The organism is Opitutia bacterium, assembly GCA_016217545.1.
Lineage (GTDB): Bacteria > Verrucomicrobiota > Verrucomicrobiia > Opitutales > Opitutaceae > Didemnitutus.
The window spans coordinates 281,262-302,116 of record JACRHT010000012.1; the positions used below are offsets into that span (position 1 = coordinate 281,262).

Consider the following 20,855-nt stretch of genomic DNA (forward strand, 5'->3'; position numbering starts at 1 on the left):
TCCTTACTCGATCCACAGCGTCACGTAGAGCGGTTCGCCCTGGAGCCGATGCAGCGATCCAAACGAACGCGGACAAGCCATCGGCTCTCGCGAGAGGAAACATCCGGAGCGCGTGCTTCCGAACTGCACGCCGATCAATCGATCCTCGGCATCGTAATAGGCGAATACATCGGGCGGCCGCACCATCAGCTCTGATGAGTCGGTGCCCCAATCTTTGGCAAAACGTGGCGGAAGCCACGCGCGAGGAATGCGGCGGGATTTCCCACGGACCGGCGGAAAATGCGTCACGGCGCGGAGAGCGTCGTCATGCGGGGCGGCTTCGATCTTTGAGTAGAACGCAGCCAGATCCGTCAGCGCTTCAGGTGTGCCGAATACTTCCCGTTCCGTTGTCTCGTAGGTAAGAGCCAATTTCACCGCAGCGAGGACGATCGGGACAAAAACCACCGCCAGCGCGCCAATCACCGCCATCAAGGCGGTCAAAATTTCCCGCGGGTCGCCGTCGCGAAACGGCTTCACGTCGCCACAACGGCCGCGTTCTTACGACCGAAACCCAGCGCCTCCTTCAGCCAGCTCCAGGCCTTGCGCAGGCCGACTTCGCAGGTGCCGTTGATGTGATACGTGCGGGCGAAAAGTTCCTCGTGGCCGAGGTAACGCGGAGGGAGCAGCAGCAAGGTTTCGTTTTTGTCGGTCGCCGGATTATGGCCGAGCACCTCGGAGTAAAACACGCCGCGCCCGACCACCATGCCGTCGCGCGGAACCGCGATCTCGCGCTCCGCGAGCACGAGCCACGGCTTGAACTTGAAGGTCAGCGCGCCGTCCTTCGCCTGATAGAGCCGGCCGTAGGTGCGCAGCGGCACGCCCTCAAGCTTGCGCCCGAGGAAGAGCTTGTTGCCGTCCGCGAGCAGCTCGAAGCGCTTGCGACGCCCGGTGAAGAAATCCCAGCAGAAAATCGTGCCGAAGGTCGTCAGCCGGAACGCCCAGCCGGAGAGGAAATACGCGAGGATGATGATCGCGACCGACAGCGTCGCGCCCACGACTGGATCGATGAACGCCAGCCCCGTCACGAGCCCGAGCAGCGCCGTGCGCGCGCCCTTCAGCGCCGCGTCGACCGCGCCCCACGGGCTGAGGAGAATGAGAACATTGATCGCGTGCGACGCGATCCACACCACCGCGTGCACTGCGATCGCGAGCGGCACCATGAGGATCGTGAGCAGCCACGAGAAATCCATCGCGCCGAGGTGCACCATCGCGAGGTTGCCGAGATGCAGGTCGAGCCCGGCCGTCGGCGTGCCGCGCGCGGCCATGACTTTCGAAGCGGCGGCCACGAGCACCGGCACGACCGCACCGGTGGCGACGAGGCCGCTGACCTTGTTCTCCACGGTCTCAAGCACATCGAGAGGCTTCTTCATGCCCGGCGGCACGGCGGCGCCAAAGGCGTCCTTGGCCGCGCAACCGCCCACGAGCAGGAAGCCGCAAACCCACACCAGCGGGTTCGCGAACCACGGCAGCGCCGCCTTCTCGGCCGGCGTGCTCGCGCGGAACCAGTCGTAGGCACCGATCGCGCTCACGCCCAGCAGCGGTGAAATGGCGACGCCGGTGATCTGCGTGGCGGTCTTCGCCAACTCGAGGCCGGCGCTCGGCACGTCGCCGTCCTTGCCCTTCGGCGCGGAGTTCGAAGCCGCCCAGAGTGGCACGGCAAAAACGCACAGCACGCACACCAACGCAACGAGAGGGGCGAAACGTTTCATGGTGCGGGCAACATACCCGCTGCCACCCGCATGAAAAGCCCGCAGATGCACGTGGTAGGGCGGGACCGCTGGGCCCGCCGGGAGCGTGTTGCCGCCTTCGCGGCGGGCCCAGCGGGACCGCCCTACCTTAAATCCGCGCCGGCTATCTGCTCCCAGCCGTAGAGATGGAACACTTGGCCGTTGGACATCGCGACGAAGAGGCCGTGGGGAAATTGCTCGCCGAGCGGTTGCGCGGTCACGTCGCTGCCGTCGCTTTCGATCGTGGCGACGTCGACGATCTTCACCACGCGGTGCTCGTGCGGATGGCCGGGCGCGCCCTCGCGCGGGAAGAGCCAGAACTTGTTCGCCTGCTGATCCGACACGAGCAAGTAGCCGGTGCCATCAGGGCGTTTCCAGATCGAGATGCCTTCGTGGTCGCCGGCGAATCCGCTCTTCGCAAAACACGCGAGCTCGCGGTCGGCGTCGGGCGCGTCGGAGTCGGCGGCGTATTTGCGGACGCCGAATTGCTCGTCGGAATAGTAGACGTAGCCGAGCTCGGCATCGACGGCGATGGCCTCGATCTCCTTCTTGCCGCTGTAGGCGCCGAACTGCCGCACGAGCGTCATCTTCACGTGGCCGGTGCCGTCGTCCTCCAGCCGGTATTGGCCGATGTAGCCTTGCGCGGGGCCCGACTTGCCGCCGACGAAAGCGAAGAGCGCGCCATCGCGCGGACGGCGATAGAGCGCGACGCCCATCGGAGCGCGGTTCGGGTCGCCGTCGAAGACCACGAGGTCGCCCTTATCGACGCAGATCATCTCGGGCAGCGTGAACACGCGCAGGCGTTTCTCCTCGCGCTCGGTCGTGACCGCGATCGCGACGTCGCGGCCGCCGAGGCGAAAGCCCGTGGCGATGTCGACGTTGTTGGGTCGTTTCAAGCCGGGGACGGTGCGCACGATCTTGCCGTGCAGATCGAAGACGTAGAGCGCGCCGTCGGTATCCTTGTCGGTGCCGACGATGAGGCTTTGGGCGGGATCTGCGGGATTGATCCAGATCGCGGGGTCGTCGGTGTCGTGCTTGACGGGCTCGGTGACGACGCGCGGCTGGAGCACGCCGGCCTTCCAACCGGGCAGCGCGGCAGCCGCCGGCGTGGCGGCGAGTTGCTTGGCCTCGGCGAGCGCGCGGGCGAAGTCGGCCTCGGCGGCGTCGTTCCATTTCACGCGATCGCGCAGGAAGTCGGCCCAGCTGAACTCCTGGAAGAACACGCCTTTCAGTTCGGTGAACGCGCCGGCGTTCATCAGCGCCCAGGCGAGGCCGCGGCAGGGATCGAGTTGCATCTCTGCGAGCGTGGCGGGCAGCTGCGCGGGTGCGGCGGGCTGGCCGGCGGCGTCCTTCAGGTAGGCATAATTGCTCGCCGACATGCGCGCCCAAAATTCGGCGGGCGCGAGCGCGGACCAGTTGGCGAAGACGTGCCCGTAGACGGTCTTGTCGGCGTGCTTCGACTCGAGCAGCGCGCGGATCGTGTGATGACCGTCGGTCATGAACGGCACGCCGCCGGGTCCGATGACGACAGGCACGTCCTTGTCCTGCAGGTAGGCGGCGAGCGCGGCGGGGGTCATGGCGTCGATCTTCGCGCGCTTGAAAAGCACCTCGCGCCAGCCGAGCGCGAATTGCGTCGGGTGCAGCGCGCGCGCGTCGACGGTGAGTGCGTCGCCCGCCTGCATGTCGGCGCGGAACGGCGCATAGGTCGTCGCGGCGTGCGCGGCGGCGCCAATGCCCAACGCGACGAACAGGAGACGGAGAATGGTGATTTTCATCGGTGAAAGGACCAGGCTGCCCCACTCGGGGCAGCCTGGCGTCAGCTCACTTTACAGACACAATTGGTTCAGTCGCGCGGCGGCTCAGAGCTTCCAGCGGACGCCGAAGTTCGCGCTCCAGCCGTATTCCTCGAACTGGCGGAACCGGGCGCGCGCCGACGTGAAGGCGACGCGGAACGGCTCGTTGGTGAGATTCAGAACCTCGCCGAACAGCTCCCAGTTGTGGTTCAGCCGGTAGCTGGCGTTGAGGTCCCACTGCTTGAAGTTGTCGATGTAGATGTCGTTCGCCGCGATGTCGCCGATCGCCTCGTCTTCGCGCAGGTGCGAGCTGCGGTAGTTGAACGACAGGCGCAGGAACAAGCCGTGCGCCTCGTAGCTGAGCGCGGCGTTGGCGTTGCGCGGCGACTGGCCGATGAACGGCGCCTTCTCGAACGTGTTCGTCGCGGTCCGCCAATAGGTCGCGCTGCTGTGCGTGAGCGTGTAGTTGGTGAGGAACGTCACGTTGCCGAGTTCGCCGGGCAGGAAATCGAGGCGGCGCGTGAAGGCGAACTCGAGCCCGCTGACGTCGCCGTCGTTGCCGTTCACGTAGGTCGTGAGCAGGTAGCCGGGATTCGCCGGATCGCCGTTGGGCACCGAGGTGCGATAGGTGAAGTTGGAGATTTTCTTGTAGAAACCGGCGAGCGAGACAACGCCGAGGCCCTTGAAGTAGTGCTCGGCCGAGGCGTCCCAGTTGACGGACTCGAGCGCCTTCAGGCTGGGATTGCTCTCGGTGACGGTCTTCGCGTCGTCGTTGACGGAGCGGATGAGCGCGCTCTCGGAAAATGCCGGGCGGGCGACGCTGTTCGTCCACGAGGCGCGCAGCACGGTCTGCTTGTCGAGGTCGTAGCGGACGTAGGCGCCGGGGAGAAAATTGTTGTAGCTGCGCTCGCGCGTCGCGCGCGTGAAGCTCGTGACGCCGCCGACGACGCGTTGCTCGTTGCCGCTGGCGGCGAACTCCGTGCGCTCGTAGCGCGCGCCGCCGGAGAGGTTGAGCGCGCCGTAGGTCACGCCGCCCATCGCGTAGCCGGCGAGCACATCCTCGTCGGAGGACCAATCCTCCTGCTCGCTCGACACGACGTCGCGCGTCTCGGTGAACGCGCCCTTGTTGTTCACGAACTGCTGCGTGAAGGCCTCGGCGTTGACGCGCGGGCCGCGGAAGAAGGCGTAGTCGCCCTCGCCCTGTGTCTCGGCGAGCGAAGCGAACGTGAAGGTCGCGGGCGCGGCGAAGTTCGACTGCTCGCGGTTCTGCGCCTTGGTCTTCTGGCGGAGCTGGGCGCCGAACTTCGCGAACGCGCGGTTGCCGGCGCCGGTGGCGAAATCACGGCGGGCGTTGAACGCGTAGTTCTGCTCGCGGTCGGAGCCCCACGCGGGCGCGGAGCGAAGGCGGTTGAGTTCATTGAACTGCGTCGGATCGCTGATATCGGTGCCGGCGGTCTGCGTGACGACCGGCGAGTAGAGGCCGGGAAACGCGTAGGTCCAGTTCGTGCCGCGAGCGCTCTTGCGGAAGATGACGGTGTCCTCGCGACGGTTTTCGTTGCCGCGGCTGAAGGCGGCGCGGCCGTCGAGGCGCCAGTCGGCGACGGTCTTCTCAAAACCGGCCGAATACGACGTGAGGTCCTGCTGCTTTTCGCGGTTGCGGAGCTGTTTGTTTTCGCGGCGGACGCCGGTGAAGGACGCGGAAGTTTCGTTCGTCACGACGGCGCTCGACGCCTCGGAAAACGGGATCGTCGTCACGTAGCGATTCTCGCGATCGGTGAAATACGAGTAGAGCCCGCGCAGGTAGAAGATCGTCGACGGATCGGGGCGGAACTCGAGGCCGGCGTTGGCGCCGTAGCGCGTGCGGGTGATCTCGTATTCGCGGTAATTGATGTCGGGGAGCGCGAGCGCGGTGTTGCCCGACGGAACAGTCCAGTTGCCGGAAGTCTCGATGTTGTCGGAGCCGAAGCGGCGCTCCTGCCAGGTGGGCGAAAAGATGAAGCCGAGTTTGCCGTCGTTGAGGATGTCGGAGTAGGTGCCGTTGAACTTGCTGCTCAGGCGCTCGCGGAGGTTGTTCCACTGACCCTGCGCGACGAGTTGCGCCTGACGGCCATCCGCGTCGAACGGGCTGCGCGTTTTCAGATTCACGCGACCGCCGAGGCCGTCGATGTCGAGGTCGGGGCGCGGGACCTTCGTCACCTCGAGCGCACCGAGCGCGTCGGACGGAATGACGTCGAGCGGCACGGTCCGCGCGCCGCGATCGGGCGAGGTCATCGCGACACCGTTGAGTTGCATGCCATTCAAGTCGGGCCGGATGCCGCGCACGACGAGGAAGCGGCCTTCGCCCTGGTCGCGGTAGAGCGCGACACCGGGGATGCGCTGCGCGGACTCCGCGGCGTTCTGATCGGGAAAACGGCCGATCTCGTCCGCGGCGACGACGTTCGTGAGCGTCTCGGCGGCGCGCTGCTCGTTCAGCGAGCGCGCGGTGCCGACGGTCGAGCCGGTGATGACGAACTGCGAAAGCTTCACCACGTCGCGATTGAACACGGGATCGAGCCGCGTCGTGCCCGCGGCAGCCACTTCGATCGAAAGCTGGAGCGGCGCATAGCCGACGTAGTTGATCTCGACGAGCTGCTGGCCGGCCGGCACGCCGGGCAGCGTGAACTCACCGGTGGTTTCGGAATAGGTCTCGACCCCACCGGCGGTGACGCGAGCGCCGCCGAGGGCGAGCTTCGTGTAGCCGTCGGTGACGCGACCGGAAATCGTGCCGGCATGCAGGCCGACAAGCGCTGCGCAGGCGAGGCAGAGAACGCTGAGGAGGCGAAGAAGGTGACGTGAGATCATGGCGTGCGAGAGCGAGGTCGCGTGCACCCGAGCGGTCGCACCCAGCGCGGTCAACGGGCGACCGGTCGCGTTGCCGAGATGTTACCGGCGCGACACATCGCCGTCACAAAACGCGCCGAAAACGCGGATTTGCGCCCCGCGCACGCAGCCGCTCTGCTCCCGCCATGCCGCTCACCAAGGCCGACATCGCCCGCCTCCGCTCGCTGCAGGACAAGAAGCACCGCGAGGCGCTCGGCTTGTTCGTCGTCGAGGGAGAGAAGGTCGTCGGCGAATTGCTGGCGGCGAGATTCCCCTTCGTCGAACTCTACGCAACCGACGCGTGGCGTGGTAGGGCGAGTCGTCCCGACGAGCCACGGCTCACCGAGGACGGTTCGCCCCACCTTTCGATCACCACCATTTCCGCGGCCGAGATGGAGCGCATCAGCCACTACCCGACCCCGTCCGCGGTGCTCGCCGTCGGCAGGATCGCGCGTGCGCCGCTCGCGCCGGGCGCCCTCGATCGCGGCCTCACGCTCGCGCTCGACGGCATTCAGGACCCGGGCAACGTCGGCACGCTGCTGCGCGTCGCGGACTGGTTCGCGTTCGACCGCGTCGTGCTCTCGCCGGATTGCGCCGACCTGTTTTCGCAGAAGGTCATCAACGCCAGCATGGGCTCGTTCGCGCGCGTCGCGGCGCACACCGCTCCGCTCGCCGACGCGCTCGCCGGCTGCGCTGCGCCCGTGCTGGGCTGCGACCTCGCGGGCGACGACGTGCATGCGTTGCCGCCGCTGCGCGACGCCGTCGTGGTGATCGGCAGCGAAGGCCGTGGACTTTCGCCGGCCGTGGCGGCGTGCGTGACGCGCCGCGTGACGATCCCGAAATTCGGCGGCGCCGAATCGCTCAACGCCGCCGTCGCCGCCGCCATCGTGTGCGACAATCTGCGGCGCGGCGCCCGCGCCTGAGCCGAAAGCGCCAAGCTGCGCGCCTTGACTTTCGCCGGCGCGCGCGAATCTTCCCGCGGCAGTGCGCCGCGTCCGTCAATTCTCGCTCGCCTGTCTCGCCCTCGTCTTGTGGCTGTGGGGCACGCAGCATTGCACGCTCGAAGCCGCGGGCATCCTCGACGGCGTCGGCCTCACGGCGCCGTGCCAATCCGATGAAAGCGGTCATTGCGCGGGCGACGGCTGCGACACGCTCGAGAACGGCGCCTATCGCACCGCAGAGGCGTCGATCTGCGTCCCCGCGCCCGAGGCCGTCGGCCCGGACTGCTGCCTCTGCCTCGCGCTTCTCGCCCCGCGCGCCGAGGATACGGTTTGCTTCGCGACGGCTGAGCCCGTCGTTTCCGACCTGAGCTGGGTGCCCGTGTGGCATTTCGCGCGCCGGATGGCCCCGCCCTCGCGCGCCCCTTCCCTGCGGCTCGCCTGATCCGTTCCGTCGCGAACGGATAGGCTGAACCTCGCGCCCGCGCTGCGGGCTTTCACTTCCACCGCTTGGCTGGGCCGTGCCCGCATGCCGCGGTCCATCCCTCACGTCCCTGCATTCCTTTCATGAAAAACTCTTTTCTCCTGTTCGCTCTCTTCGTCGCGTCCGCCGTCGCGCGCGCCGAATCGACTCCGCCGCGCACGGTCGGCGATCTCGTGACCGAGATTCTCGACCGCAATCCCGAACTCGCGATCTACACCGCCGAGATCGACGCTGCGCGCGCCACCGCCGCCGCGGCCGACACCCGGGACAATCCCGTCCTCTCCCTCGAAACCGGACGCAAGCGCGTGCACGACTCCGCCGGCCTTCTCGCCGGCGAAGGCGCCGTGTGGTCCGCGTCCATCGCACAAACTTTCGAATGGCCCGGCCGCCTCGCGCTGCGCAAGGCCGTCGCCAACCGCCACGTCGCACTCGCCGAGCTCGGCCTCGCGCGTTTCCGCGCCGCCCTCGCGCAACGCGCCCGCGTGCTGACGTTCTCCCTCCACGCCGCCCAGGAACGCGCCGCCGCCACGGCGGAAGTCGCCGCGCGTTACCGGGCACTGCGCGATCTCTTCCTCGCGCGCGATCCCGGCGGCATCACTCCGCTCCTGGAAACACACGTCATCGAAGCGCAGGAGATTGCCCTGCAGCGTCGCGCGACAGACGCGCAACTGGCGCTCCACGCGGCCCTCGCCGAACTGAACCAGTTGCGCGGCCAACCCGCCGACGCCCCGCTCACGATCGCGACCAACCCGCAACACTTCACCGCCGCGCCGGAGACAGACGCTCTGCTCTCCGCCGCGCGGGAGAACAACTTCGAGTTCCGCTCCGCCAAACTCGAACTGGAGCAGCAAGGCTTCGCCGTCTCGCTCGCACGCCACGAGCGCCGCCCGAGCTTCACCGTCAGCCCCTACATCACGCAGGAAAGCGCCGGCGACCGCGAGCGCACCGTGGGCATCGGCCTCTCGCTGCCGTTGCCCGCGAGCCGCCGCGCCACCGCCGGAGTGGCCGCCGCCGAGGCGCGGCGCCGCCAGGCGGAAGCGGCCGTGCTCGTCGCGCAGCGCAACCTTGAGCGCGAGGTCCTCACTGCCGCGCGACGCTACGCCGCCAAGACCGCCGAGGCGGCCGACTGGACGCCCGACGCCGCCAATAAATTTCGCGACGCCGCCGATCTCGCTGATCGCCACTACCGGCTCGGCGCCGTGCCGATCGCGACCTATGTCGAGCTGCAGAATTCCTACCTCGAGGCGATCGACGCGCTTTGCCAGACGCGGCTCGACGCGCTCGAAGCCGCCGGCGCGCTCGAATTGCTCACCGGCACGCCGTTGGTCGACGCGGAGGCCCGCCCGTGAACGCGCCTCTGCGACTCCTGCCGCTCCTCGCTCTGGCCGGCGTTCTCACGCTGTCCGGCTGCGGAAAGAAAGACCACGGCGCCACCGAAACCGCCGAATCCGGCCACGCGCACGACCATGACCACGACCACGAGCACGACGACGATGCCGCCGCCCGCTTCGAGGAAGGACACGGACTCACGCTCGCATCGGAAACCGTCGCCGCCATCGGCCTGACGACCACGCCGGTGGAGCGGCGCGCGCTTTCCGCGACGACCAACGTCACCGCCACGGTTTTCGAGGCCGGATCCGACGCGAAGGCGAGCACGCTCGTGCCTGTCGCGGTCGCCGACGCGTTCGCGTCCGATCCGCGAGTGCTCGCGATTCGCCGCGACACGCTGAACGCGCTCGGCCAAGTCGAACTCATCGTGAGTGTTCCCGGCCACGCTGTCGCCGGTGCGACGCTGGAGCTCACGCTGCGCGCGCCACCGCGCGACACGCTGTGCGTGCCGAGCGGCGCCGTCCTACGCACCGCCACCGGCGTCTTCGTCTATGTGCAGCGCGGCGAACACTGGTCGCGCACCGCGGTGACCACGGGCGCCAACGCGGACGGTTTCACGGCCATCACCGCCGGACTCAGCGCCGGCGACACCATCGCGACGTCCGCCGTCGAACATCTCTGGCTCACCGAACTGCGCCTGACCAAGGGCGGCGGGCACAGCCACTAAAACCCTCTCACCCTTCTCCATGATCGACCGCATTCTGAATTTTTCCCTGCGGCAGCGCGTGTTCGTGCTGCTCGGGGCGCTCGCGCTGCTCGGCGCGGGTCTTTGGGCCGCGTTCCACCTGCCGGTGGACGCCACGCCCGACGTCACCAACGTGCAGGTGCAAGTGAACACCGAGGTCAAAGGCCTCGCGCCCGAGGAAATCGAAAAACTCGTCACCTTCCCGCTCGAGATGGAAATGAGCGGCGTGCCCGGCATGACCGAGCTGCGCTCGCTCTCGAAGACCGGCCTCTCACAGCTCACGCTGGTCTTCGCCGACGGCACCGACATCTACCGCGCGCGCCAGCTCGTCAGCGAACGCCTGCAAAACGCCGCCGAGGAACTGCCCGCCGGGCTCGCGCCCAAGCTCGCGCCGATCACGACCGGCCTCGGCGAGATTTTCTACTACGTCATCGACTACGCTCCCGACGCCGCAGCAAAACCTGCGACGCGCGCCGAGCAATTGATGGAGCTGAAGCTCCTCCACGACTTCGTGGTGAAGCCCGCGCTCCGCACCGTGCCCGGACTCGCCGAGGTCAACGCCTCCGGCGGCTATGAAAAGCAGATCGTCGTGCTACCGCGTCCCGACGCGCTGCTCGCCACCGGCATCACGTTTAACGATCTCGCCGACGTCATCGCGGAGAACGTCGAGAACGCCGGCGGCGGCGCCGTGCAGATCGGTGGCGAGCAGATCGCGATCCGCGCCGACAGCCGCGTGCAAACCGCGGACGAAATCGCGAATCTCCCGCTGAAATTCCGCGGCGCCGCCGCGGCGCCGTTGCTCGTGCGCGATGTCGCCGAAGTCGGCATCGGCTCCAGCCTGCGCACCGGCTCCGCCACGCACAACGGCCGCGAGGCCGTGCTCGGCGCGGCGCTCATGCTCTCCGGCGAGAACTCCCGCATCGTCGCCCGGCGCGTCGCGGAGAAATTGGCCGAGATCAAACCGCGCCTACCCGCGGGCGTGACGCTCGAAACGGTCTATGACCGCACCGATCTCGTCGACCGCACCATCGCCACGGTGGAGAAAAACCTCTTCGAGGGCGCGATCTTCGTCGTCGTCGTGCTCCTCGCGCTGCTCGGCAACTGGCGCGCGGCGCTGATCGTGTCGCTCGCGATCCCGCTGTCGTTCCTCTTCGCGATCACCGGCATGGTGCGCTTCGGCGTTTCGGGCAATCTGATGAGCCTCGGCGCGGTGGACTTCGGCCTGATCATCGACGGCGCCGTGGTGATGGTGGAGAACATCGTGCGCCGTCTCGGCGAGCGCCAGCACGGCGCCGGTCGGCTCCTGAGTTTCAGCGAGCGACTCGAGACGGTGCTCGCCGCGGCAAAGGAAGTCGGTCGGCCGACCTTCTTCGGCGTGTTCATCATCACCATCGTCTACGTCCCGATCCTCAGTCTCACCGGCATCGAGGGGAAAATGTTCCAGCCGATGGCGCTCACGGTGATCTTCGCCCTCGTCGGCGCACTCATTCTGGCACTCACGCTCATGCCCGTGCTCTGCGCCTACCTGCTGCGCGGTCGCATCGCGGAGCACGACAACTTCGCGATTCGCGGCGCCAAGGCCGTCTATCGTCCCGTGCTGGCGTTCGCGTTGCGCGCGCGCTGGTTCGTCGCCGGCGGCGCCGTGGCGCTGTTCGCACTCGCGGTCGTGGTCTTCACGCGCCTCGGCGCGGAGTTTGTGCCGCAACTCGACGAGGGCTCGTTCGCCGCGCACATGATCCGCACGACCAGCATCGGCCTCGATGCCGCCGTCACGATGCAGGAGCAAACCGAGCGCGTGCTGCGCGAGAAATTCCCCCAGATCACGCACACGTTCTCGCGCATCGGCACCGCCGAAGTCGCAACCGACCCGATGGGCGTGAACGTCGCCGACACTTACATCTTCTACCGCCCGCTCGCCGAGTGGCCGAAAGACGAACACGGTCACACCCCGACGAAGGACGAGCTCGCGACGCGCATGGCGCTCGAACTGGGCAAGCGCTTCCCGGCGCAGGCCTACCTGTTTTCCCAGCCGATCGAGATGCGCTTCAACGAAATCCTCGAAGGCACGCGCGCCGACATCGCCGTGAAGGTCTTCGGCGACGACTACACCGAAATCGAACGCATCGCCTCCGAAGCGCGCGAAATCCTCGAGCGCGTGCCCGGCGCGGCCGACGTCGAGTTCGATGCGTTGGGCAAGGCGCCGATGCTGGAAATCAAACTCCGCCGCGACGCCATGACGCGCTACAACGTCCACGCCAGCGAAGTGAACGCGACGGTCGCTGCCGCGCTCGCCGGTCACGAGTCAGGCGTGATCGTCGACGGCAACCGCCGTTACCCGATCGTCGTGCGGTTGCCCGAGCATTTGCGCGCGGCCTTCGACGAGCTGAAGCACCTGCCGCTGCGCTCGCTGCACGCCGAGGGTGTGATCACGCTCGGTCAGGTCGCGGACTTCGTGATCACCGAGAAAGTGAACTCCATCTCGCGCGAGTCCGGCCAGCGCCGCGCCGCGATCATGGTCAACCTGCGCGGGCGCGATGTGGAGAGCTTCGTGAACGAGGCGAAGGCCAAGGTCGCCGCGGAGATCAAGCTTCCGCCGGGCTACACGATCGAATTCGGCGGGCAGTTCAAGAACCTGCAGGAAGCCCGCGCGCGCCTCGCCGTCATCGTGCCGGCCGCACTCGCGGTGATCTTCCTGCTGATCTTTGCCGCCTTCGGCAGCCTGCGGCAGGCGCTGCTGATCTTCACGGGCATCCCGCTCGCGGTGACGGGCGGCGTCTTCGCGCTGTGGGCGCGCGATCTACCGTTCTCGATCTCGGCCGGCATCGGCTTCATCGCGCTCAGCGGTGTGGCCGTGCTCAACGGCCTGATGCTCGTCAGCACGTTCAACCAGCTGTGCGAAGCCGGCCACAGCGTCCACGATGCCGTCGTCGAAGGCGCGCTGACGCGGCTGCGTCCGGTGCTGATGACCGCGCTCGTTGCCTCGCTCGGCTTCCTGCCGATGGCACTCGCCAGCGGCGCGGGCGCCGAAGTGCAGCGCCCGCTGGCAACGGTCGTCATCGGCGGAATCGTCAGCGCCACCTTCCTCACCCTCGTGCTCCTGCCTGCGCTCTACGAGCGGCTCGAGCGCAACCAGGCCCAAGAACCCTCCGCATGAAAACGCTTCGGCTCTCCCTGCTCTCGCTCGGACTCGCGCTGCTGGCCGGCTGCGCCACGCCGTTCCGCGCGCCGTCCGACGTCGCCCACCTGAAACTCGCACGCGCCGATTCCGAGTCCGTGCTGATCGACAAGATCTGGCTCGAACGCGACGCCGGCGCGCTCGTCGTGCGCGGCTACGTGCACCGCAAACTCGACGCCACCACCACCGCTGCCACGCATCTCGACGTGACGCTGCGCGACGGCGCGGGACGCATCCTGCGCACGCAAGCCGCGGGCTTCACGCCGGGCGAGATTCCGCTGCACAACCGGCCGCCGGCAGCCGCGAGTTACCGCGTGCCGCTCGATCCGCTGCCGCCGACCACGGCGCAGGTCGAGGTTCGCGCGCACGACGGCGCGTGCCCGCACTGGCCGCAGCACGGCGCCTCGTAGCCATGCGCACATTCTGACGCTTCAGGTAGCCCGCGACCTCCGGGCGCGCGCGGGTGCATTGAACCCGTCCTCGGAGAGGTCGGGCTACCTGCGATTTCAAAGCAAGACTGTGCGCCGCATCGTGGCGTTTTGGGGCCGGCGCCGGCCGACCCTACTTCTGGCGTGCGATCCAGGCGCGGACGTTTTCCTCGAGGAGGTCCATCGGCAGCGCGCCGTCTTTCAGCACGAGGTCGTGGTAGTCACGCAGGCTGAATTTCGGACCGAGTTCCTTTTTCGCGAGTTCGCGCAGCTCGAGGATCTTCAGCATGCCGACCTTGTAGGCAGTGGCCTGGCCGGGCCAGACGATGTAGCGGTTGGTCTCGGTGAAGATGTCGCGCTCGGGATTCGGCGTGTTCTGCCGGAAGTAGTCCATCACCTGTTCGCGCGTCCAGTGCTTCGCGTGCAGGCCGGTGTCGACCACGAGGCGCACGGCGCGCAGCAGCTCGTCGTAGAGGCGGCCGAAGTCCATCATCGGGTCCTGGTAGAAGCCGAACTCCTTCGGAAAATATTCCGCGTAGAGCGCCCAGCCCTCGGCGTAGGCGGTGTTGCCGCCGAAGCGACGGAAACGCGGGATGCCGTCCAGCTCCTGCGCGATGGCGATCTGCATGTGGTGGCCGGGAATCGCCTCGTGGTGCGCCAGCGTCTCCATCTCGAAGATCGGCACGCCGCGCATGTCGATCGTGTTGACGTAATAGACGCCGGGGCGCGAACCGTCGGGCGCGGGCTCCTCATAGAAGGCGCCGGCCGAGCCTTTTTCGCGGAAAGGCTCGACGACCTTCACGAGGAGCGGAGCCTTCGGCTTCACGCCGAAGAATTCGTCGAGGCGCGCGCGCATGGCGTCGATGATCTCGTTGGCGCGTTTCATGTAGGCGGCTTTGCCCTCGGGCGTGGTCGGATAGTAATACTGGTCGTCGCTGCGGAGGTGCGCGAAGAAGGCCTGCAAATCGCCTTGGAAGCCGACGCGCTGCATGATCGCGCGCATCTCGCCGTGGATGCGCGCCACCTCGCGGAGGCCGAGTTCGTGCACCTGCTCGGGCGTCATGCGCGTGGTCGTCGATTGCCGCAGCATGAAGGCGTAGTATTCGCCGCCGTCGGGCAGCTTCCACACGCCGTCGTCGGTCGTGGCGATTTTCTCGTGTCGCTCGAGCAGCGCGATGAGCTTGGCGTAGGCGGGTTGAACGGATTCGAGGAGCGCCGCGCGCGCCTCGGCGACGAGCTGGTCCTTGGTCGCGGTGTCGGCGTTCTTCAACGCGCCGATCTTCGCCTGCGCGTCTTCCCACAGCGCGCTGGCCTGGGCCGAGCCATCGAAGGGCGCGCCGTGGATCACCTCGCGGCAGGACTCGATGACGAGACCGAAGACGAATTTCGGCGGCATGATGCCTTTGGCCGCGCGCGTCTCGACGTTGGCAGCGAGCTGGTCGAGGAGTTTCGCCATGCCGCGCAGGCGCGCGATGTAGGCGCGCGCGTCGGCGACCGAGTCGACGCGGTGGAAATTGATCAGAAACGCCGGCGCGCCCGAGTGGAGGCCCGACATTTGGTTAAGCGGATAGCCGTGGTAACGCCAGCGCCAGCCCTCGATCGCGTCCTCCGCCTGCCGCACGTAGAGGCGGTAGCTGGTCTTCGTTTGGTCGTCGAGCGACTCGAAATCGACCGAGCGTTTCAGCTCCGCCAGCTGCTGCACGCCGAGCAGGAAATCCTCCAGCGCCTTCTGCTCCGAGAGGTCGTCCCACTGGTCGTAGTTGGTCTTGAGGCCGAGCTGCGTGGCCATCATCGGGCTGCGCGCGACGCCTTCGTCGAAGAAGCGCTCGAACAGCGCGTTGGCCTTGGCCGACTCGGCCTTGATCTGCTCGGGCGTGGGGGCGGCGGTCGCGCTCGTGGCGGTCAGCGCGGCGGCCAGGAGGATCGTGGGGATTCGCATCCCGCGACCGTGTCGCGCGGGGCCGCGCTCGGCAAGCGCGCGTCGACCAACCTCAATCGTAGCTCACGCCGACCTGCGCGAGCCAGTCGTCGAGCACCGCGGCGTTGCCGAGACTGTCGGCGTGCGACATGGCGGGCACTTCCCGCGCGCCGGCGGCGATGGCGGCCGCCACCGCATCGGCTTCGAGCGCGTAGAGTTTTTGCGTCGTCTCCGAGCGGACGACCTCCGGATCGCGCCCGGCGCGGTGCAGCGTGAACGTGTCCGCGCCTTCCCAGCCGCCGGGATGATACGGCGCCGGCACGTCGATCCAGCCGGCTTCGCCGTGGAGGCGCACGGCGACTTCGCGGCGCAGCGTCGTGCCGCAGCAGAGTTCCGCCACGACGTCGCCCGGGAAAGTCGCGACCGCGGTCGCGTAGTCGTCCACACCGGTCGCCGCGAGACGGTGGCCGACGGCCTTGAATTGCTCCGGTTCGGCGAAGTGCCGGCCGAGCGCCGCGCCGGCCATGCGCCGCGAGTAGGAAACCGGGTAGCAACCGATGTCGAGGATGCCGCCGCCGCCGAGCGCCCGATTGAAAAGCCGGTGGGCCGGATCGAACGCGCGGTCGAAGCAGAACGCCGCCCGAATGAGCCGCAACCGGCCGATGGCTCCGTCGGCGAGCAGCGCCGCGATCCGGTCGGTCTGCGGGTGACAGCGATACATGAACGCCTCCATCAGGCACACGCCGCCGGCGCGCGCCGCGGCGATCGCGCGCTGCGTGTCGGCGAGGCGCAGCGTGAGCGGTTTTTCGCACAGGATGTGTTTGCCGGTCGCCGCCGCGCGCTCGACCCACTCGAGATGCGCCGGGTGCGGCGGACTGATGTAGACGGCCTGCACCTCCGGATCGGCGAGCAGCGCGTCGTAGCTGCCGTGGGCGCGCACGCCGCCGAAGTCCGCGGCGAATTTCTCCGCCGCCGCCGGCGTGCGACTGCCGACCGCGACGAGTTCGCCCGTGCGCGAGGCGGGCAGTTGCTCGGCGAATTTGCGGGCGATGCCGCCCGTGGCGATGAGTCCCCAGCGGAGTTTCGCGGGCTGTGCAGATGTGGGCGCCGCCGGGCTCATTCCAGCTCGGAAACAAAGGCCCGCAACGACGCGAACGTGGGCGAGGCCCAGTCGAAGTAGCTCTGGCGGGCAGCGGCACCGACTTGCGGGTTGCCCACCCCGGCGATGGCGAGCAGCGCCTGCATCGTTTCCTTGTCGCCCGCCGCTGGTGCACCTTGGGCGGCCATGCAGGCGGCAAATTGCCCGACGCATCCACGGTGGGCGGCGGTTTCCGCAGAAAGGCACAGAGTTTCGATCATACCGGGAGCGAGATTGTCGGGCAGTATGAAGACGCCGATGGACAGCGCGCCCCCGGTCCATGAGCCCGGCGCGGCCGGCGCAGTGAGCCCCGATTTCTCCAACGCGTGAGCAACGCTCTGAAAGGCGCCCGTCGCATCTGTCTCCGCATCGCGGACGACAGCGAGTCGGCGACCAGTTTGACGGAAGCGCGGATCGGTGCCCACACGAACGATCATGCCGGCGAGCTGGGAAACACCACCGAAGTCCACGATTTGCGTGCCATTGCGCCCGAGATGTCCGAGCAGGCTCTGGAAGAACCATTCGCCGGTCTTCCCTTCTACGAGCAAAACGGAGGGGCGGTCGATGGATTTGAGCAGACCGGCCATGCGCAGGATCAACGGACGTCGATGAGCCCCTTGATGGACGCTTCCAAGGCTTCTTTGCCCAAGGTCTGGACGGACACATCGCCCTCGACTTCGACCATCCGGTGCAGCGCAAAATCGTAATCTAGTGTCTCGGCGTAGGTCTCGTGCGCAGCGACCACGCATTCCCAACTGTGTGTCGTGGCGAACACCTGGATGTTTTCGGATTCGGCGAGTTCGCGGATGCCCTTCCACACGTCGGGCAGGATCTCGTGGTGAATGCCGTTCTCGATCTCGTCAATCAGCAGCACGTTGCTGCCGGAGGCGAGAATCTCGGAGTAGATCGCGAGCAAGCGGTTGAAGCCCTGGCCGAGGTGCACAGCGGGGATTTTCTCGTCGAGACCGAGATCGACGTAGATGAGCGACGCGCCGTGGGGCTTGATCGAGCGGACGGAGAGCAGGCGCGGCTCGAGTTTGCGGAGGAGCTTTTCGAGACGGGCCTCGGCGCCTTTTTTCAGGACGACGCGGTCGTAGTTGGCGGCGTCTTGCTGCGGGTCGCTCGGGCGGGTGGAGAGGGCGGAAACGCGGTGGCCGGAGTCGGGAAGATGAAAGGATGGGACTCCGGAAACCTCCTGTTGCGCGATTTGAAATTCAATGGAACCATTGCTGCTCGCGCGATCGAAAATTCTGAATGTGTCTCTCTCTGGCCACAAAAACTTGGAGCCGAGCAACCCAACCTCATATGGCTCAGAAAATCCGTCCAGTTGCCCTCCAAGGATTGCACCCAAACTGAGATTCTTGTCCGGCAACAACCACCGCCAGAAATTCTCGTTGGCGTTTCCCAACTCACCGCCCATGCGGAAAATATTCGGCAGATTGCTGAACTTGTTCTGCCCATCCAGCAGCAGCATGATCGCCTCGAGCAGCGCGGTCTTGCCGGTGTTATTTCGGCCGGAAATGAGATTCACCCGCTTGAGTTGCGGGATATCGAGTGAGCGGAAGCGCTTGAAATTCTCGATGCGGAGCGACCGGAGCATGGCGCGGGATTGTCACGATAGGCCGAGCGAAGTAAATGGCGGAAACCGCGAGTGGTCCCTTCATCGCGCTACGCTCGGATAGCTCAGCGGTCCCATTTTTCGTTCGTGTCGTTCACGAGCGTCTGCAGCACGTCGAAGCGAACTTCGCCGTAGTTGAGCGCGTAACGGAGCTTGCCGGCGCGGAACACCCACGTCGTCGGCAGCCACGTGACGGGCAAACCGAGAAAGGTGTTCATGCGCTCCGGACCGGATTTGGACGTCGCGTTGGGATGAGTGAGCAGCGTGAGGTTCGGCTGCGCGCCGAGTCCGCCGGCGGCGAGCGCGGGCGCGGGGTCTTTGCCGCGACTCCACACGTTGAGGAAGACGAACTTCACGCTGGGGTTCGCACCGATGAATTTCGCCCAGCCATCCGGCACCATCTCCGCGCGGCAATTCGGGCACCACGGGGCCCAAAAATGCACGACGGTGACCTGCGGCCCGGCCACGATCTCGCCGACTTCCTTCTCGAGCGGCGGCGACGGAGCGGTTTCGGCGCGGAGCAGCGCGGCCACGGAGAGGAACAGGCAGGTGATCAGGGGGCGGATCATGCGGCCAAGATGCGCGAGCGGCCCGTTTCCGCCAGCGTCGAGTTAAGCCCGAATTTGCCACAAACCCCGACTAGCAGAGGCTCCGCTTTTCGGCATCAGCGAGCCTTGAATCACCGGGCGACCTTGTAATTTCGTGCCCGTGCGAACGTGAGTAGTGTCTAATCCCTTCACTCCCCCCCAACCCAAAAATCATGAACGACAAAATCCACGTTCGCGGAATCCACCTCACGCTCACCCCCGCCCTCACCCAGGCGATGCACGAAAAGGCCGAGCGTCTCCTTCGCCACAACTCGCACATCATCCGCATCCGGCTCGACCTCGAGTTTCACGATACGAAGACGCCCGAGCAACGCTTCATCGCGAAGGCCCAGGTGGAAATCGACGGCCCGGATCTGGTCGCCTCCGCCACGAGCGAGGACGGCTACAAGTCCGTCGACCTGCTCGTCGACAAGCTCGACAAACTCCTGCGCGAGCGTCACGCGAAGCGCGTCCATGTCCGCAACGACGCCGGCCGCCAGGCGCCCGACGTGTTGCACGGCAAGGTCTGAGCGCACCGCAGCGAGCGGTGCTCGCCCGAAAAAACGAAGCGCGGCCCACGGCCGCGCTTTTTGTTTGGCTGGCTGCCTACGCCTCCAGCGGTGAGACTCGCCGCGCACCTCAGCGATACGGCTGATGCAGCGCGACCGGCTGCGCCTTCTTGCGCAGCTTGAGGTTCAACATCTCCACGCCGAACGAGAACGCCATGGCGAAATAGACGTAGCCCTTCGGGATGTGGAAGCCCATGCCCTCGGCGATGAGCGTCGTGCCGATCAACAGCAGGAACGACAGCGCGAGGATCTTCAGCGTCGGATGCTTGTTCACGAAATCGCTGATCGAGCCCGCCGCGAGCAGCATCACGCCCATCGCGAGAATGACCGCCGCGATCATGACCGTGAGGTGCTGCGCCATGCCCACGGCCGTGATGACCGAGTCGAGCGAGAACACGACGTCGAGCAGCATGATCTGCACGATCACCTTGGCGAATGAGGCCGCGACCTTGGCGGACGCGTGGCCTTCCTCGCCCTCGAGCTTCTCATGGATCTCGTGCGTGCTTTTGAAAATCAGGAACAGGCCGCCGATGATCAAAATCAGGTCGCGGCCCGAAATGCCGTGTCCCAACAGACTGAAAAGCGGATTCGTGAGCTTCGCGATCCAGGCGATGCTCGCGAGCAGGGCGATGCGGGTGAGGAGCGCGAGGCTCAAGCCGAGCTTGCGCGCCTTCGGCTGTTGCTCGACCGGCAATTTGCCGGCGAGGATCGAGATGAAGATTACGTTGTCGATACCGAGCACGATCTCGAGCCCGGTCAAGGTGAGCAGGCTGATCCACGCCTGCGGGTCGCTGAGCCATTCGAACATAGTGCCGGCGAGTCAGCCGCACGGCACCCCGCGCGTCAACGCGACACCCGGCGGAAGGATCGACTCGTTCGCCGCCGGCGCCAGCGCCCGCCGCCGCGAGGCCTCAGGCTTTCGGCGCGCGCAGAGCCGACACGATCAGCGCCAGCGCGACCACGATGAGCGCGTAGGGCCAGAAATGCTGCATGTTCCGCAGGAATTCGCGCATCTCCGGGCCGCCGCCCACGACGAGGCCGGCGAAGATCAGGCCGCCGGCCGGGAACACGGTCCAGCCGTTGCGGGTTTTCGGCCCGAAGATCAGCACCGATAGCAGCGAAATCAGCAGGAAGCCGCCCGCGAGCGAGAACAGGAATGCCGCCGGGCCGTAGCTCGCCTGCAGCCAGGCGCCGATGCCCACGCCCAGCAACACGCCGCCCGGGACCAGCAGCCCGCATTTGCGCGAGAGAGCCGCCCAGAGGATGAAGGCCACGCCGAGGAACGGCACGAACGCGCGGCCCGCGAAACCCGGCGGCAGATACGGCGCCGCGAGCGCGGCCAGCGCCACCGCGAGCAACACGCCGCCGGCCACCAAGCGACCGCGGCGGATTTCACCGGAGGAGGAAGTCGGAGCGCTTTCGTTCATGGTGCCTCAGCCTACACAGCCACGCGCATCCCGACCAGTGTCGAAAGTCATGGCCGAAGTCACGGCCCCCCTCCGGACACT

Annotated in this window: 18 protein-coding genes and 1 pseudogene; 7 read left to right on the forward strand and 12 right to left on the reverse strand. The window is 67.0% G+C overall.

All coding sequences use genetic code 11. From position 1 onward, the window contains the following. Nucleotides 1-3: 3 nt before the first annotated feature. The 5 genes and pseudogenes from HZA32_08190 to HZA32_08210 form a co-directional block, all read right to left on the reverse strand. Nucleotides 4-516 (reverse strand): hypothetical protein, encoded by a 513-nt coding sequence (locus HZA32_08190; GenBank protein MBI5424055.1) that lies wholly within the window; start codon nt 514-516, stop codon nt 4-6. Next, nucleotides 513-1,748: a hypothetical protein gene (locus tag HZA32_08195; protein MBI5424056.1), complete on the reverse strand. Its 1,236-nt coding sequence runs from the start codon at nt 1,746-1,748 to the stop codon at nt 513-515. Before HZA32_08195 ends, HZA32_08190 begins: the two co-directional genes overlap by 4 nt. A gap of 122 nt (nt 1,749-1,870) precedes the next feature. Beyond that, complete coding sequence (locus HZA32_08200) at nt 1,871-2,857, reverse strand: phytase (protein ID MBI5424057.1); 987 nt, start codon at nt 2,855-2,857, stop codon at nt 1,871-1,873. Further along, nucleotides 2,843-3,541 (reverse strand): annotated as a pseudogene (locus tag HZA32_08205) (chromosome partitioning protein ParB). Before HZA32_08205 ends, HZA32_08200 begins: the two are co-directional and overlap by 15 nt. Nucleotides 3,542-3,625: 84 nt before the next feature. Next, entirely contained in the window at nt 3,626-6,400 is a 2,775-nt protein-coding gene (locus HZA32_08210; protein ID MBI5424058.1) for a TonB-dependent receptor, read from the reverse strand. 164 nt (nt 6,401-6,564) lie between these two features. Between HZA32_08210 and HZA32_08215 the strand changes: the two genes are divergently transcribed. From HZA32_08215 to HZA32_08240, 6 genes are all read left to right on the forward strand, one after another. After that, complete coding sequence (locus HZA32_08215; GenBank protein ID MBI5424059.1) at nt 6,565-7,341, forward strand: RNA methyltransferase; 777 nt, start codon at nt 6,565-6,567, stop codon at nt 7,339-7,341. 61 nt (nt 7,342-7,402) lie between these two features. Continuing rightward, the gene (locus HZA32_08220; GenBank protein MBI5424060.1) at nt 7,403-7,801 is read left to right on the forward strand and encodes a hypothetical protein; all 399 of its coding nucleotides are present in this window, start codon (nt 7,403-7,405) and stop codon (nt 7,799-7,801) included. A gap of 122 nt (nt 7,802-7,923) precedes the next feature. Next, nucleotides 7,924-9,189, forward strand: a complete 1,266-nt coding sequence (locus HZA32_08225; protein ID MBI5424061.1) for a TolC family protein — start codon at nt 7,924-7,926, stop codon at nt 9,187-9,189. Next, a complete protein-coding gene (locus HZA32_08230) occupies nt 9,186-9,896 on the forward strand; it encodes a hypothetical protein (protein ID MBI5424062.1) in 711 nt (236 codons plus the stop codon). Before HZA32_08225 ends, HZA32_08230 begins: the two co-directional genes overlap by 4 nt. A 19-nt stretch (nt 9,897-9,915) precedes the next feature. Continuing rightward, a complete protein-coding gene (locus HZA32_08235; GenBank protein ID MBI5424063.1) occupies nt 9,916-13,068 on the forward strand; it encodes an efflux RND transporter permease subunit in 3,153 nt (1,050 codons plus the stop codon). After that, nucleotides 13,065-13,499, forward strand: coding sequence for a hypothetical protein (locus HZA32_08240; GenBank protein ID MBI5424064.1), 435 nt, complete (start codon nt 13,065-13,067; stop codon nt 13,497-13,499). Before HZA32_08235 ends, HZA32_08240 begins: the two co-directional genes overlap by 4 nt. Nucleotides 13,500-13,650: 151 nt before the next feature. Here the strand turns inward: HZA32_08240 and HZA32_08245 are convergent, their stop codons facing one another. The 5 genes from HZA32_08245 to HZA32_08265 form a co-directional block, all read right to left on the reverse strand. Further along, on the reverse strand, nt 13,651-15,456 hold the full coding sequence (locus HZA32_08245) for a DUF885 domain-containing protein (GenBank protein MBI5424065.1): 1,806 nt from the start codon (nt 15,454-15,456) through the stop codon (nt 13,651-13,653). Between the two features lie 52 nt (nt 15,457-15,508). Beyond that, nucleotides 15,509-16,555, reverse strand: a complete 1,047-nt coding sequence (locus HZA32_08250; GenBank protein ID MBI5424066.1) for a Gfo/Idh/MocA family oxidoreductase — start codon at nt 16,553-16,555, stop codon at nt 15,509-15,511. Further along, a complete protein-coding gene (locus HZA32_08255) occupies nt 16,552-17,160 on the reverse strand; it encodes a hypothetical protein (protein MBI5424067.1) in 609 nt (202 codons plus the stop codon). Before HZA32_08255 ends, HZA32_08250 begins: the two co-directional genes overlap by 4 nt. Before the next feature lie 8 nt (nt 17,161-17,168). Beyond that, a complete protein-coding gene (locus HZA32_08260) occupies nt 17,169-18,173 on the reverse strand; it encodes an ATP-binding protein (protein MBI5424068.1) in 1,005 nt (334 codons plus the stop codon). Between the two features lie 83 nt (nt 18,174-18,256). Beyond that, entirely contained in the window at nt 18,257-18,760 is a 504-nt protein-coding gene (locus HZA32_08265; protein MBI5424069.1) for a thioredoxin family protein, read from the reverse strand. Nucleotides 18,761-18,951: 191 nt separating this feature from the next. Between HZA32_08265 and raiA the strand changes: the two genes are divergently transcribed. Beyond that, nucleotides 18,952-19,308: a ribosome-associated translation inhibitor RaiA gene (gene raiA / locus HZA32_08270; protein MBI5424070.1), complete on the forward strand. Its 357-nt coding sequence runs from the start codon at nt 18,952-18,954 to the stop codon at nt 19,306-19,308. 109 nt (nt 19,309-19,417) lie between these two features. On the opposite strand, the gene HZA32_08275 is transcribed toward raiA, so the two are convergent. Further along, nucleotides 19,418-20,155 (reverse strand): TerC family protein, encoded by a 738-nt coding sequence (locus HZA32_08275; protein MBI5424071.1) that lies wholly within the window; start codon nt 20,153-20,155, stop codon nt 19,418-19,420. Nucleotides 20,156-20,258: 103 nt separating this feature from the next. Continuing rightward, on the reverse strand, nt 20,259-20,774 hold the full coding sequence (locus tag HZA32_08280) for a hypothetical protein (protein MBI5424072.1): 516 nt from the start codon (nt 20,772-20,774) through the stop codon (nt 20,259-20,261). Between the last annotated feature and the right edge of the window lie 81 nt (nt 20,775-20,855).

Bases quoted from the DNA above. Each gene is read 5' to 3' on its own strand.
- HZA32_08195 (MBI5424056.1), bottom strand. From the start codon at position 1,748: ATGAAACGTTTCGCCCCTCTCGTTGCGTTGGTGTGCGTGCTGTGCGTT.
- HZA32_08210 (MBI5424058.1), bottom strand. From the start codon at position 6,400: ATGATCTCACGTCACCTTCTTCGCCTCCTCAGCGTTCTCTGCCTCGCC.
- HZA32_08215 (MBI5424059.1), top strand. From the start codon at position 6,565: ATGCCGCTCACCAAGGCCGACATCGCCCGCCTCCGCTCGCTGCAGGAC.
- HZA32_08225 (MBI5424061.1), top strand. From the start codon at position 7,924: ATGAAAAACTCTTTTCTCCTGTTCGCTCTCTTCGTCGCGTCCGCCGTC.
- HZA32_08235 (MBI5424063.1), top strand. From the start codon at position 9,916: ATGATCGACCGCATTCTGAATTTTTCCCTGCGGCAGCGCGTGTTCGTG.
- HZA32_08240 (MBI5424064.1), top strand. From the start codon at position 13,065: ATGAAAACGCTTCGGCTCTCCCTGCTCTCGCTCGGACTCGCGCTGCTG.
- HZA32_08245 (MBI5424065.1), bottom strand. From the start codon at position 15,456: ATGCGAATCCCCACGATCCTCCTGGCCGCCGCGCTGACCGCCACGAGC.
- HZA32_08250 (MBI5424066.1), bottom strand. From the start codon at position 16,555: ATGAGCCCGGCGGCGCCCACATCTGCACAGCCCGCGAAACTCCGCTGG.
- HZA32_08255 (MBI5424067.1), bottom strand. From the start codon at position 17,160: ATGGCCGGTCTGCTCAAATCCATCGACCGCCCCTCCGTTTTGCTCGTA.
- HZA32_08260 (MBI5424068.1), bottom strand. From the start codon at position 18,173: ATGCTCCGGTCGCTCCGCATCGAGAATTTCAAGCGCTTCCGCTCACTC.
- HZA32_08265 (MBI5424069.1), bottom strand. From the start codon at position 18,760: ATGATCCGCCCCCTGATCACCTGCCTGTTCCTCTCCGTGGCCGCGCTG.
- raiA (MBI5424070.1), top strand. From the start codon at position 18,952: ATGAACGACAAAATCCACGTTCGCGGAATCCACCTCACGCTCACCCCC.
- HZA32_08275 (MBI5424071.1), bottom strand. From the start codon at position 20,155: ATGTTCGAATGGCTCAGCGACCCGCAGGCGTGGATCAGCCTGCTCACC.
- HZA32_08280 (MBI5424072.1), bottom strand. From the start codon at position 20,774: ATGAACGAAAGCGCTCCGACTTCCTCCTCCGGTGAAATCCGCCGCGGT.